Raw genomic sequence first — 13,211 nt, forward strand, 5'->3', positions numbered from 1 at the left:
AGATCCCTGAGGCTCCTCCCGAGGAGGCGGCGATGATCTACGCCCTCGTCAGACCCGCGCGGCTGGACCTGGAGGCGTTCGCCCGGGCCACCGGGACGCATCCGGATCTGGTGCGCCGTCTCGTGGCTCTCGGCGTGCTCGACGCGCAGCGCGACGCGGCCGGGGCCCTGTGGTTCCCGCCGGCCCAGCTGTACGCCATGGCCCGGATCCAGCGCCTGCGCGCCGGGTTCGGCCTCAACTACGCCGCACTGGGCCTGGTGGTGGACCTGCTCGACCGCATCGCGGAGCTGGAGGCAGCCCAGCGCGACCGCTCCCGCATCACAGGCATCCCAGGAGGACCGCAGTGGACGTGAACCAGTTGACACAGAAGTCGCAGGAGGCGCTGCACGACGCCCAGACCAAGGCGCTGCGCTTCGGGCACACCGAGATCGACGGGGAGCATCTGCTGCTGGCGCTGCTGGACCAGCCGGACGGCCTGATCCCCCGCCTGCTCACCAAGGCCGACGTCGACCTGGACCGGCTCGTCGCCGACCTGGAGGCCGAGCTGAGCCGCAGGCCCAAGGTCAGCGGCCCCGGGGTCGACCCCGGCCAGGTCCGGGTGACCCAGCGCCTGTCCCGCCTGCTGGAGACGGCCAAGAGGGAGGCCGACCGGCTCAAGGACGACTACGTCTCGGTCGAGCACCTGCTCGTCGCCCTGCTGGAGGAGGGCAGCGAGACCTCCGCCGGCCGGCTGCTCCGCCAGCAGGGGTTGAGCAGGGACGCCTTCCTCCGGGTGCTCACCGAGATCCGCGGCAACCAGCGGGTCACCTCGGCGATGCCCGAGGTCGCCTACGAGGCGCTCGCGAAGTACGGCCGCGACCTGGTCGCCGACGCCGCGGCGGGCAAGCTCGACCCGGTCATCGGGCGCGACAGCGAGATCCGCCGAGTCATCCAGATCCTGTCCCGCAAGTCCAAGAACAACCCGGTCCTGGTCGGCGATCCCGGGGTCGGCAAGACCGCCATCGTCGAGGGCCTCGCCCAGCGGATCAACAACGGTGACGTGCCCGACGGCCTCAAGGACAAGACGGTCTTCAGCCTCGACATGGGCGCCCTCGTGGCCGGTGCGAAGTACCGGGGCGAGTTCGAGGAACGCCTCAAGGCGGTGCTCACCGAGGTCGTGGCCGCCGAGGGGCGGATCCTGCTCTTCGTCGACGAGCTGCACACGGTCGTGGGCGCGGGCGCGGCCGAGGGCGCCATGGACGCGGGCAACATGCTCAAGCCCATGCTGGCCCGCGGCGAGCTGCACATGATCGGGGCCACGACCCTGGAGGAGTACCGCAGGCACATCGAGAAGGACGCCGCCCTGGAGCGCCGCTTCCAGCCCGTGATGGTCGACGAGCCCTCCGTCGAGGACGCCATCTCGATCCTGCGCGGTCTGCGCGAGCGGCTGGAGGTCTTCCACGGCGTGACGATCCAGGACGGCGCGCTGGTGGCCGCCGTCGTGCTGAGCCACCGCTACATCTCCGACCGCTTCCTGCCGGACAAGGCCATCGACCTGGTGGACGAGGCCTGCGCGATGCTCCGCACCGAGATCGACTCGATGCCCGCCGAGCTCGACGAGCTCACCCGCAGGGTGATGCGGCTGGAGATCGAGGAGGCCGCGCTGGCCAAGGAGGAGGACCAGGCGAGCAGGGCCCGCCTGGAGGAGCTGCGCAAGGAGCTCGCCGACCTGCGCGCCGAGGCCGACGCCATGCGGGCGCAGTGGGAGGCCGAGCGGCAGGTGCTGCGCGGCGTCCAGACCCTGCGCGAGGAGATAGAGCGCGTGCGCACCGAGGCCGAGCGCGCCGAGCGCGACTACGACCTCAACCGCGCCGCCGAGCTGCGGCACGGCAAGCTGCCCGAGCTCGAACGGCGCCTGCAGGCCGAGGAGGAACGCCTGCTCGCCAAGCAGGGCGCCGGCCGGCTGCTGCGTGAGGTCGTGACCGAGGAGGAGATCGCGATGATCGTCTCCAGGTGGACGGGCATCCCGGTGAGCCGCCTGCAGGAGGGGGAGCGGGAGAAGCTCCTGCACCTGGACGAGATCCTGCACGAGCGGGTGATCGGCCAGGACGAGGCGGTGCGGCTGGTGGCCGACGCCGTCATCAGGGCCCGCTCCGGCATCAAGGACCCGCGCCGTCCGATCGGGTCGTTCATCTTCCTGGGACCGACGGGCGTGGGCAAGACCGAGCTGGCCAAGGCGCTCGCGGCGGCGTTGTTCGACACCGAGGACAACATGATCCGCATCGACATGAGCGAGTACCAGGAGCGTCACACGGTCAGCCGTCTGGTCGGCGCCCCTCCCGGCTACGTCGGGTACGACGAGGGCGGCCAGCTCACCGAGGCGGTACGGCGCAAGCCGTACTCGGTGGTGCTCTTCGACGAGGTGGAGAAGGCGCATCCCGACGTCTTCAACACGCTGCTGCAGGTCCTGGACGACGGGCGGCTCACCGACGCGCAGGGCAGGACCGTCGACTTCCGGAACACCGTCCTGATCATGACGTCCAACATCGGCTCGATCTACCTGCTCGAAGGCGTCACGCCGAGCGGGGAGATCAAGCACGACGTGCAGGAGCAGGTCATGGCGGAGCTGCGCTCGCACTTCCGTCCCGAGTTCCTCAACCGCGTCGACGACATCGTGATCTTCAAGCCGCTCACGCCGCAGGAGATCGAGCACATCGTCGAGCTGATGTTCGGGGAGCTGCGGGCGCGGCTCGACGAGCGGGGGATAGGGCTGGAGGTGTCCGAAGACGCGCGCAGGTACATCGCCGAGCGGGGATACGACCCGGTGTACGGCGCGCGCCCGCTGCGCCGGTTCATCGCCAGGGAGGTCGAGACCCGCATCGGCCGTGCGCTGCTCACCGGTGACGTGCACGAGGGCGCCGTGGTCCGGGTCGGCCTGGCCGAAGGCGAGCTCGTCGTCACCTACGAGTGAGGAGAAGCGGGCATGTCATCAAATATCTTGCAATGCAAGAACTGCGGGCAGAAGAACAGGGTCCCCGCGGTCGGGTCGAGCGCTCCGCGCTGCGGCAGGTGCCATCGGCCGCTGCCGTGGCTCGCCGAGGCCGGCGACGACGACTTCGCCGAGGTGGCCGAGGGCTCGCCGGTCCCGGTGATCGTGGACTTCTGGGCGGCGTGGTGCGGGCCCTGCCGGATGGTCAGCCCGGCGCTCGACCGGGTCGCCGAGGACCTCGCGGGCACGGTGAAACTCGTCAAGGTCGACGTGGACCGCTCGCCCAAGCTCTCCGAGCGCTTCACCGTCCGCAACATCCCCTACCTGATGGTGATGCGCGGCGGGCGGGTCGTGGCCGAGCGGGCGGGCGCCGCGCCGGCCGCCGAGCTGCGCACCTGGGTGGACGGGGCGATCGCGACGGCGGGGCGGGAGGGCGGCTGAGATGGACGCCTTCGCCGAGACTCCCGACCACCACGGCGCCTTCCCCCGGCTGAGCGACGAGCAGATCGCGAGGCTGGCGCCCCACGGGGTCCGGCGGCCCACCCGGCCGGGCGACATCCTGTTCCGGGAGGGCGAGGACTGCCCCGACTTCTTCGTCATCTTGGCGGGCAAGGCGGCCGTCATCCAGGACGAACGGGTGGTGCGGGTCCACGGGCCGGGCCGGTTCCTCGGCGAGCTCGGGCTGCTCACCGGCCAGAAGGCGTTCACGACGTCGGTCGTCTGCGAGGCGGGCGAGGTCCTGGCGGTCCCCACCTGGCGCCTGCGGCAGATCGTCGCCCACGATCCGGAGCTGGGGGACCTGATCCTGCGGGCCTTCCTGATCCGCCGTTCGCTGCTCATCGGCAGCGGGGCGGGCCTGAGGATCATCGGCTCCCGCTACTCGCCGGACACCCGGCGGCTGCGGGAGTTCGCCGCCCGCAACCGGCTGCCGCACCGGTGGATCGACCTGGAGGAGGACGAGGAGGCCGAGGCGCTGGTGCGCAACCTCGGCATGGCGCCGGACGAGACGCCCGTGGTGATCCTGGGCGGGACGCGGGTCCTGCGCAATCCCGGCAACGCCGAGCTGGCCCGCGAGATCGGCCTGCCGGTGCCGTCGGCGCCGGAGGACGTCTTCGACCTCGTCATCGTGGGAGCGGGCCCCGCGGGCCTGGCCGCCGCGGTGTACGGAGCGTCGGAGGGACTGCGCACGGTGGTGCTCGACGCGGTCGCCACCGGCGGTCAGGCGGGCACCTCGTCGTGCATCGAGAACTACCTCGGCTTCCCCGCGGGGATCTCCGGCGGCGAACTCGCCGAGCGGGCCGTCATCCAGGCCAAGAAGTTCGGCGCGCACCTCGGCGTGCCCGCCGAGGCCACCTCGCTCAAGCGGCGGGACGGGCACTACACCGTGGGGCTGCGCGACGAGCCGCCGGTCGAGGGCCGCACGGTCGTCATCGCCACCGGAGCGCGCTACCGCAAACTCGGTGTGCCACGGCTGGAGGACTTCGAGGGCAACGGTGTCTACTACGCCGCGACCCTGGCCGAGGTCGCGTTCTGCCGGGGGGAGCCGGTCGTGGTCGTGGGCGGGGGCAACTCGGCGGGGCAGGCGACGATCTTCCTGGCCAGGCACGCCGACTCGGTCCGCCTGCTCGTCCGCGCGGACGACCTCGCCCAGGACATGTCGCGCTATCTCATCGACCGGATCGAGAGCCATCCCAAGGTGGAGGTGATGCTCCGCACCGAGGTGCGCGAGCTGGTCGGCGCCCACGCCCTGGAGGCCGTCGTCGCCGAGGACACCCGCACCGGGGAGCGGCTGCGCATCGACACCCGGGCCATGTTCGTGTTCATCGGCGCCGACCCCTGCACCACCTGGCTCGCCCCCGAGATCGCCCTCGACGACAGGGGATTCGTCCTCACCGGCTTCGACGACGGCCTGCCCCTGGAGACCAGCATGCCGGGCGTCTTCGCGGTGGGCGACGTCAGAAGCCAGTCGGTCAAGCGGGTCGCCTCGGCGGTGGGCGAGGGATCCATGGCGATCCGGCTGGTGCATGAGCACTTCACGCGGCGGCAGGCGTCTCAGTGATCCGGCCGGACGCTCTGCTGCGCGGCGAGCCGGGCCAGCTCGACACGCGAGTGGATGCCCAGCTTGCGGAAGACCTGGCGCAGGTGGAAGGCCACGGTGTGCTCGCTGATGAACATCTGCTCGGCCGCCTGCCGGTTGGTCAGCCCCTGGGCGACGAGATCGCAGACGGCCCGCTCGGTGCCGGTCAGGCTGGCCCACCCCGACACGGGATGATCGGTCCGGACCCAGTGGCGGCGGCGCTCGCCCAGCCCCCGCAGCCTGCCCCGGACCCGTGCCGCGTCGCGGGCCGCCTCCACCGATCCGTAGCAGACCAGCGCGCTGTTGAGACTGTCGACGGCCAGGTCGCGGGCGTCGAAGTCCGCGCTGAGCAGCACGCCGAGATCCTCCGCCGCCGAGGCTCTGGCCCATGGATCGGTGTGCTCGGTCATGGCGCGGACCAGCGCCTCCGGGTCGCGGTCACGCACGCCGCGCGCGTGGGCGGCGGCCACGGAGGGGTTGAGCAGGCAGGGATTGCGCCAGGCGATGCCCTCGGCCGCGTCCACCACGGCATCGGCCCGGCGCTCGTCCCGTACCGCCATCGCCACCCGCACCAGCCATGCGGCGGCGGTGGGCTCGCTGGTCAGCGCCCCGGTGTGCCGGGGCAGCGCGTCGTAGACCCGGCTGAGCGAGCTCATCCCGCTCGCCGCCCCGCCGCGCGCCTCGTCGATCCGCCCGGCCGCCAGCTCCGACCGCAGCCGCACGTACGGCGGCGCGCCCTGGGGCCCCCGGGCCAGATCGTTCTTCAGATACCTGATCGCCCGGGGAAGGTCGCCCGCCCGCAGTGAAGCGGCGCCGAGCACCGACAGGGCCGAGGCGGCGAGGGCCGGGACGCCCAGGGTGTCGGCGGCGGTCAGTCCCGCCTCCGCGTGCTCGATCGCGCTGCCGAGCCGGCCGGCGGTGAGATCGAGGCGGGCGCGGAGAACGGGGATCTCCGCGGTCCACTCGGGCTGCCCCACCGCCTCCTCGGCGGCGCCCGCCAGCGCCGTCTCCGCCTCGTCGAGCAGCCAGAGGTCGGTCAGCATCGTCGTCAGGACGGCGCGCGGCTGTGGATGGCGCCCGCTGCCGGGCATCTCCGCGGCCTCGCGGGCCAGGTCCAGCCCGCGCGAGAGCCGGCCCTCGTCCCACGCGAGCAGCGACAGCAGCACGAGGGTCTCGGCGGACGAGCCGTCCGCGCGCTGGTGGCGAGGGGGTTGCCGGGCAGGCGGGTTCCGCTCGATCTGACGATGCAGCGCCTGCCGTACCGGCGCGGGCACCGTCTCGACGATCGACCGCCACACCAGCTCGTACCGGAACGTCAGCTCGTCGGAGGTCGCGGCGAGCACGCCTGCCGCGATCGCCTCCTCCAGGGCGGGGAGCAGCGCGGCCGGCGTCTCGCCGAGCATCTCGGCCGCGTACGCGGGGGAGAAGGAGCGCCCGAGCACCGCTGCCGCCTCCAGCAGGTGCCGGGTCTTGGTGCTCACCTCGCCGAGGCGCCGCCGGACGGCGGTGTGGACGCGTTGGGGCAGCGCCGTCCCGGTCAGCCGGGCGACGCCCGAGCTCACCCGGACGGCGTCCTCCTCTCGCAGTCCGGTGAGAAGTTCGAGGAGGAGGAACGGGTTGCCGCCCGCCTGGGCGGACAGCGCCGCCAGCTCCTCCCCGGGAGCCGCGTCCAGGGTGTCGGCGATCACCTCGGCCACGGCGCCGTCGTCGAGGGGGAGCATGCGGATCCGCGTGGCGCCCTCCTCCTCCAGGAGGTCGAACAGCCGGCCGGAGTCGTCGTGCTCGGAGGTGGTACGCCGGGCCAGCAGCCATGCCAGCGGGTGGGAGGCCAGCCGCGAGGGCAGTGTCCGCAGGGCCATGAGCGTGGCGGGGTCGGCCCAGTGGAGATCGTCCAGGGTCACCAGCAGCGGCTCCGACTCCGTCCGCCTCTCCAGCGTGGTCCGCACCTGCTCGGCCAGCCACAACAGCAGCCCCGGCCCGTCGGGGGAGTCGCCCCTGGCGAGGGCCACGGGGGGCGGCCACTCCGCCAGGGCGGACAGCAGCGGTCCCAGTGGCGTCAGCCGTCCCAGCTCGTCCGCCCGGCCGGTCGCGACCGCCGTCCCGCGCGCGGCGGCCACGGTCGCCGCCTCCGCGAGCAGGAGGCTCTTGCCCATCCCCGGCTCGCCCTCCACGAGCACCATGCTCCCGGTCGTGTCCGCGGTGGTCCCCAGCAGTCTGAGGATCACCGCCCACTCAGGCCCCCGGCCACGCATCATCTTTCCTTGGATCTGAGGTCATACGGCTAGCTTCCTCCCGGTTGTTCCCCTGTCGTGTTCCGGGGGGACAAAAACCTCATTGGAAGAAGTACCCAGGTCATAACCCTTTTCATGGGTTCTGGCCCAGAGGGGGCCGAGCGACAGCGGGCGGCGCGTGACCGAGGGGGGCGCTCAGCGCTCTATGAGCGTGACCTCCAGGGAGTAGTGCGAGGCCCGGTAGACGTGGGAACCGTGCTCCACGGCCCTGCCCTGGTCGTCGTAGGTGGTGCGGAGCATGGTGAGCAGGGGCGCGCCGCGCCGCTCGCCGAGCAGCCTGGCCTCGGTGGCGGTGGCGGCCCGCGCCCCCATGCGCTGGTTGGCCACGCGCATCCGCACCCCGGCGGAGCGGAGCAGCTCGTACAGCCCGCGCTCCTGGAGGCTCTCGGCGGTCAGCGGGGCCAGGCCGACGGGCAGCCAGTTGTGCAGCAGGGCCAGCGGCTCCCCGGCGGCGTAGCGGATCCGCTCCAGGTGCAGCACCTCGGCGCCGGTGGCGACGCCGAGGACGGCGGCGATCCTCTCGTCCGCGGGCCCGGATTCCAGGGCCAGCACCCGGGTGGCCGGTTCCTGGCCTGCCCTGCGCAGGTCGTCGTAGAGGCTGGTGAGCTCGACCGAGCGCTTGACCTGGCCGTGCACGACCTGGGTGCCGACGCCTCGCTTGCGGACCAGCAGGCCCTTGTCCACGAGGTACTGGATCGCCTGGCGGATGGTCGGCCTGGAGAGGCCGAGCCGGTCGGCGAGCAGGATCTCGTTGTCCAGCCGGGATCCGGGGGGCAGGTCGCCCCGCTGGATGGCCTCGGAGATCTGCTCGGCCACCTGGAAGTACAGCGGCACCGGACTGGACCGGTCTAGATCGATGGAGAGTTTCGCCGTCATCTGCCCTCCCGTGGATACGCTCCGTGATCAGGCTAGCGGACATCAGAATGTCATGACAAATGTGGCCCAACGTTCCGGAGGTGCTGCTGTTCCTGCGGGCGGGCGCCGGGCGTAGTAACCTGCGTGTGTACCCGGGGAGCCGTCACCGGCACCATGGACGCCAATATTACCTATTGATCCTGTAGGAAATGGGGGTAAAGTGGTGGTCTGGTCACATGAAGGAGCCGCCATGAGCCCGGAACCGGGGGCAGAGAGCCCCCTGCGCACCGCCGTCATGGCCGCGCGCTGGATCCGTTCCGCGGCCGTGGACGACGGGCAGGGGCGGCACTGGCGGGCCAACCCCGACGTGCGGGGCCGATCCGCCCTGCCCGGCCAGCCGCTGTCGCTGTACTCCGGGGCGGCCGGCATCGTCCTGTTCTTCCTCGAACTCGCCGCCGCCACCGGAGACGAGAGCTACTTCGACGACGCCGTGGCCGGAGCGCGCTACCTCGCCGCCACCTGGCGGGAGCAGGCCGACCTCTCCCTCCACCACGGCCTGGCGGGAGTGATGTTCGCGCTCGCCGAGGCGGGCTGGGCCACCGGCGAGAGCTCCTTCGAGGTCGAGGCCGGGGCCGTCGCCGACCACATCGTGCGCAGCGCCCGTCCCGTCGACGGGGGCCTCGGCTGGACCGGCGACCCCGCGCAGCGCGGCGACGGCGGCATCATCCTCGGGCTCCTGCACGCCGCGGGCATCCTGGGCGTCCCCGCCTACCAGGAGATCGCCGTCGAGGCGGGCGCGCGCATCGCCGAGCTCGCCGTGCCCGGCCACCGGTTCGGTGACGGAGCCTGCGCCGACCTGCCGCTGGACGCGGTCACGCCCGGCTTCCTGTCCGGTACGGCGGGCACCGCCTTCCTGCTCGCCCGCCTGTACGGCCTGACCGGGCAGACCGGTTTCCTGAAGGCCGCCAGGAGAGGGGCCGACTTCGTCCGCGCGATCAGCGTCGTGACCGAGCGGTGCGCGATGGTCCCCCACCACATCCCGCAGGGCCGTGACCTGCACTACCTGGGATTCTGCTCGGGCTCCGCCGGGGTCGCGCGCATGTTCTACGAGCTGTACCGGGTGGCGGGCGACGCCGGAGACCTCGACTGGGTGGAGCGGCTGGCGCGGGGGATCGTCCGCAGCGGCACCCCCGGCCGCCAGACGGACGGCCACTGGAACGTGGCGTGCCAGTGCTGCGGCACGGCCGGCCTGGTGGAGCTGTTCGTCGGCCTCTGGGCGGCGACCGGCCGCCAGACCCACCTGGAGTTCGCCCACGAGCTGGGAGTGAACCTGATCGGCCGGGCCACCCGGCACGGCGAGCAGGGCTCCCGGTGGTACCAGGCGTACCGCCGGCTGCGGCCCTGGGAGGTCACCGCCGACACCGGATACATGATCGGCGCGGCGGGGATCGGGGCGGCGCTGCTCCACCTGGACGCCACCACCCGCCCGCAGGAGGTGCGGCGGCTCATGCTGCCCCCGGACAACCCGTTCCCGGCCATCCCGTTGCCCACGGCGACGCTCCGCCGCACCTGAGCGTGGCGGTGGCGTCGTGGTGACAGGTCGACGGCGGCGGGCGCCGGTGGCCCCGGCGCGGGGAGCCTGAAAACGATCCGAGCCATGTGATCGCCAAAAGACGATCAAACTCGTGACCACGATTGGTGATTCTCCGTGAGTACCACGCAATCCTTGCCTACTGTCGGTGCCGTGCTGACCATCGAAGACCTGCTTCCCGATCCTGACCGTTCCGTCGTGGTGATCGAGCCCGCGGCACCGGGCGCGGGCCACTGGGCAGGCGCCCCGAGCGCGGTGGCGAGTGACGGGTCGATCTACCTGGCCTACCGGCTGCGCCGCCCGGTCGGCGAAGGACGCGGCTACGCGGTCGTCGTCGCCCGGTCGGCGGACGGTGAGCGGTTCGAGACCCTGCTCACGATCGGCAGTGGGGAGATGGACACCGAGTCGCTGGAGCGTCCGACCCTGGTGCGCACCCCCGAGGGCCGCTGGCGGCTCTACCTGAGCTGCGCCACCCACGGCAGCAAGCACTGGCGGGTCGAGGTGCTGGAGGCTGGCGACCCGGCCGGGTTCGACGCCCGGCACCGCCGGGTCGTGCTGCCCGGCGACCCCAAGACCGGCGTCAAGGACCCCGTGATCGTACGGCGGGACGGGGTCTGGCACCTGTGGGCCTCCTGCCACCCGCTGGCCGAGGCCGAGGAGGCCGACCAGATGGTGAGCGACTACGCCACCAGCGCGGACGGCCTTGAGTGGACCTGGCAGGGCACGGCGCTCAGCGGCAGGCCCGGCATGTGGGACGCCCGCGGCGCCCGGATCGCCGCGGTCCGTTTCCTGGACGACAGGATCGTCGCTCTCTACGACGGCCGGGCCACCGCGGCGGAGAACTACGAGGAGAAGACCGGCGTGGCCGTCGGGACCGACCCGGCCGAGCTGACCCCGGTCGGCGCCGTGCCCGCCGCGGCCTCGCCGCACGCGGGCGGCGGCCTGCGCTACATGGACATCGTGGACCTGCCGGAGGGCGGACGGCGGCTCTACTACGAGTACACCCGCCCGGACGGGGCGCACGAGCTCCGCACCGAGCTGCGCTGACACGCCGGCCGGGCCCGGACCGGGCGGATCATCCGGATCGAAGCCGAAGCCGAAGCCGAAGCCGGGGCCGCGTCGCAGCCCCGGCCCGGCGCGTGTCCCGCCGTCGCGCCTACGCCTGCGGGCGCCCGTTGCGGGCCTGGCGCTGGCCGGCGGGGCGGGTGCCCACCAGGCCGCCGGAGCGCTCACGGGGACGCAGCCAGTCGCTGAAGTCCTCGCCGGTCACTTTCTGCAGCAGCGCCACGTCCTCGGCGAAGTAGCCGATCAGCTGCTCCCGCTGCTCCCAGGTCAGGGGCTGGCGGGAGCGGGCCCGCTGCTGCAGCCGCCGCTCCAGCGGGTCGGTCAGCGCCCCGCTCAGCCGCCCCGGCAGGAACCGGCCGACCGCCGCCCCGGTCCGCAGCGCCCGGGAGAGCAGCCGGTGGCCCCGCGTCGGCTCGGGATGGGCGGTCACGTTCTCGCGGGGGAGCTCGGTGAGGACGCCGGTCTCGACGCCGAGGAAGCGGCAGATCCGGTCCAGGGTGTCGGCGGGCCGGTCGACCAGGTCGCGGTAGCGGAAGACCAGCACCTGCTCGCGGGGGAACAGGGTGAACAGGTGCGCGAGCTGCTCGCCGTACCGGCCGAGCCCGCGGTAGTGCCAGAACGGCGCCCAGCCCGCCCTGATCCGCTGCTCCTCCTCCCCGCACGCCCGCACTATGTCGCCGACCGGCTCCAGCCCGGCCGACCACAGGTGGGTCCAGTTGGAGTGGGCCCGCTCCACCGGGTCGCGCAGCACCACGATCAGCCTGGCCGCGGGGACCGCGGCCCGGACGCGCCGCTGCGCGGCCAGGTCGTAGAGGTAGAACGGGGTGGACTCGCCGGTCAGGGTGCCCGGTGGCGCCGCGCCGAACAGGGCCTCGTAGTCCTCTCGCCGCCAGATGTGCTCGCGGTAGGTCTGGGCGTCGCCGGGCCCGCCCCTGGTCGGTGGCGGCCCGTCGGTGAGGAAGAACTTCGGTTCCTTCACCGGCGACAGGAAGAGCCCCGGGTGGCGGGCCAGCGCCGCGTGCAGCGCGGTCGTCCCGGCTTTCGGGGCACCGATCGTGAGGAAGTCCGGAAGGGGCATCGTTATTACCCTTAATCCCTACTGATATTATAGTAAATATAGCTCCCGTCGGGGTAAAAACAAGCGCCCGGCGAAGGTGATCGCCGGGCGTCGGGGGAAGTCGGGGCCGGGGAAGTCCGGTGGCCTCGCCCCGGTCCGCGGATATGAAGCCGGCCTCCCCGTCCCGTGCGGCGGATGTGCCCGCGCCGCCGCGGATCGTCGGTCCTACCTTTGGGGATTTTCCCGACAAAAGGTGCATTGAACCCGTCCGTCCGAATCCCCGGGACGGCTGGGCGCCCTCAAGGACGGCCGGGTGGTGACGCCCGCCGACCTCGCGGAACGGAGACGGAACGGAGGCGGGCCGGGGCCCCGGGCCGTGTCCCGGAGGGTCAGGACACCTGGGCCGGCGTGGCGGTCCAGGTGTCGCAGGCGGCGGGGGAGACCGCGCGGTAGCCGCGGCCGAACCAGCGGAGCCGGTTGGCGCCGGTGCCGTGGGTGCGGTAGTCGCCGTCGTCGCCGCTGGCGCGGAGCGCGTCGGACAGCGCCTGCCAGTCCTGCTCGGTGCGTGACAGGGAGCCTCGCACGCTGCCCAGGAACACCCCCGACAGGCAGTCCGCCTGGAGTTCGTAGCGGCGGCCGAGCTCGGCCTGGCGGGCGGGGGCGCGGCCGGAGCGGACGCGGGCCTCGTAGTCGCCCCTGACGCCGGTGAGGCTCTGCAGGTGATGGCCGTATTCGTGGGCCGCCACCTTGAGGGGGTACAGGTCGGTCCGGCCCTCGATCCAGCCGCCGGTGAGCGGGAACACCAGGGTGGCCCGTTCCGTGCAGTAGAAGGCCGCCGCGTTGGCGGGCCAGGGCACCCCGCACACGCGCTGCGCGGGTTCCTCGTAGAAGCGGACCGCGGGCTTGCGGAACCTCAGCCCGGCGCGGGCGAAGCGGGCGGACCACAGCCTGTCCATACATCTCATGGCCGCCGTCAGGTACTCGCGCGTCCGGGGCATGCCGCCGTCGATGATCGGCGGTTCCGGGCACGACGCGGCCGCCGGCTTGCCGACCCTCAGCAGCGGGCTCCCGGGCGGGGCGGCCTGTGCGACCCCGGACGGCAGGAGGGCGAGGCACACGGTCACCAGGAGGGCCGGTCGGGTGAGAGCGGCGGGACGCAGGGGGCCGGCGCCGGGCGGGAGGAAGCGCATGATCGGACAGCTTAGGACTCCCGGGGCGTCCCGCGGGTGCCCGGCGGCGCAGGGCGCGGCCCGGACCCGGGAACGCGTGACGACGGCCGGCCGTACGCGAGTTCCTAAGTCCTAATG

At 72.8% G+C, this 13,211-nt stretch carries 10 protein-coding genes; 6 read left to right on the plus strand and 4 right to left on the minus strand.

All coding sequences use genetic code 11. The annotated features are described in order from the left end of the window. Positions 1-32: 32 nt before the first annotated feature. Genes SROS_RS19540 through SROS_RS19555 form a run of 4 tightly spaced genes read left to right on the plus strand, consistent with a single transcriptional unit; the run spans position 33 to position 5,027 of the window. Positions 33-353: a chaperone modulator CbpM gene (locus tag SROS_RS19540; protein WP_012890675.1), complete on the plus strand. Its 321-nt coding sequence runs from the start codon at positions 33-35 to the stop codon at positions 351-353. Then, positions 344-2,950, plus strand: coding sequence for an ATP-dependent chaperone ClpB (gene clpB / locus SROS_RS19545; protein WP_012890676.1), 2,607 nt, complete (start codon positions 344-346; stop codon positions 2,948-2,950). The genes SROS_RS19540 and clpB overlap by 10 nt, the downstream gene beginning before the upstream one ends. A 12-nt stretch (positions 2,951-2,962) precedes the next feature. Continuing rightward, positions 2,963-3,409 carry a thioredoxin gene (gene trxA, locus SROS_RS19550; RefSeq protein ID WP_012890677.1) on the plus strand — a complete coding sequence of 149 codons (447 nt, stop codon included), beginning with the start codon at positions 2,963-2,965 and terminating at the stop codon, positions 3,407-3,409. Between the two features lies 1 nt (position 3,410). After that, positions 3,411-5,027, plus strand: a complete 1,617-nt coding sequence (locus tag SROS_RS19555) for an FAD-dependent oxidoreductase (protein WP_012890678.1) — start codon at positions 3,411-3,413, stop codon at positions 5,025-5,027. Here SROS_RS19555 and SROS_RS19560 read toward each other — a convergent pair. Together SROS_RS19560 and SROS_RS19565 are read right to left on the minus strand one after the other, a co-directional pair. Next, positions 5,021-7,300, minus strand: a complete 2,280-nt coding sequence (locus SROS_RS19560) for an AAA family ATPase (RefSeq protein WP_081453156.1) — start codon at positions 7,298-7,300, stop codon at positions 5,021-5,023. The two genes, SROS_RS19555 and SROS_RS19560, sit on opposite strands and share 7 nt — an antisense overlap. Before the next feature lie 171 nt (positions 7,301-7,471). Continuing rightward, positions 7,472-8,212, minus strand: a complete 741-nt coding sequence (locus SROS_RS19565) for a GntR family transcriptional regulator (protein ID WP_012890680.1) — start codon at positions 8,210-8,212, stop codon at positions 7,472-7,474. A 229-nt stretch (positions 8,213-8,441) separates the two neighbouring features. Here SROS_RS19565 and SROS_RS19570 point away from each other — a divergent pair, with 229 nt between their 5' ends. Then, positions 8,442-9,764 (plus strand): lanthionine synthetase LanC family protein, encoded by a 1,323-nt coding sequence (locus SROS_RS19570; RefSeq protein WP_012890681.1) that lies wholly within the window; start codon positions 8,442-8,444, stop codon positions 9,762-9,764. Between the two features lie 171 nt (positions 9,765-9,935). Further along, positions 9,936-10,829, plus strand: coding sequence for a glycoside hydrolase family protein (locus SROS_RS19575; RefSeq protein ID WP_012890682.1), 894 nt, complete (start codon positions 9,936-9,938; stop codon positions 10,827-10,829). 109 nt (positions 10,830-10,938) lie between these two features. Here the strand turns inward: SROS_RS19575 and SROS_RS19580 are convergent, their stop codons facing one another. Together SROS_RS19580 and SROS_RS19585 are read right to left on the minus strand one after the other, a co-directional pair. Next, on the minus strand, positions 10,939-11,925 hold the full coding sequence (locus tag SROS_RS19580; protein WP_012890683.1) for a sulfotransferase family protein: 987 nt from the start codon (positions 11,923-11,925) through the stop codon (positions 10,939-10,941). A 368-nt stretch (positions 11,926-12,293) separates the two neighbouring features. Continuing rightward, positions 12,294-13,094 carry a neutral zinc metallopeptidase gene (locus tag SROS_RS19585; protein WP_012890684.1) on the minus strand — a complete coding sequence of 267 codons (801 nt, stop codon included), beginning with the start codon at positions 13,092-13,094 and terminating at the stop codon, positions 12,294-12,296. Between the last annotated feature and the right edge of the window lie 117 nt (positions 13,095-13,211).

Origin of the sequence: Streptosporangium roseum DSM 43021 (assembly GCF_000024865.1) — a bacterium.
Taxonomy (GTDB): Bacteria; Actinomycetota; Actinomycetes; order Streptosporangiales; family Streptosporangiaceae; genus Streptosporangium; species Streptosporangium roseum.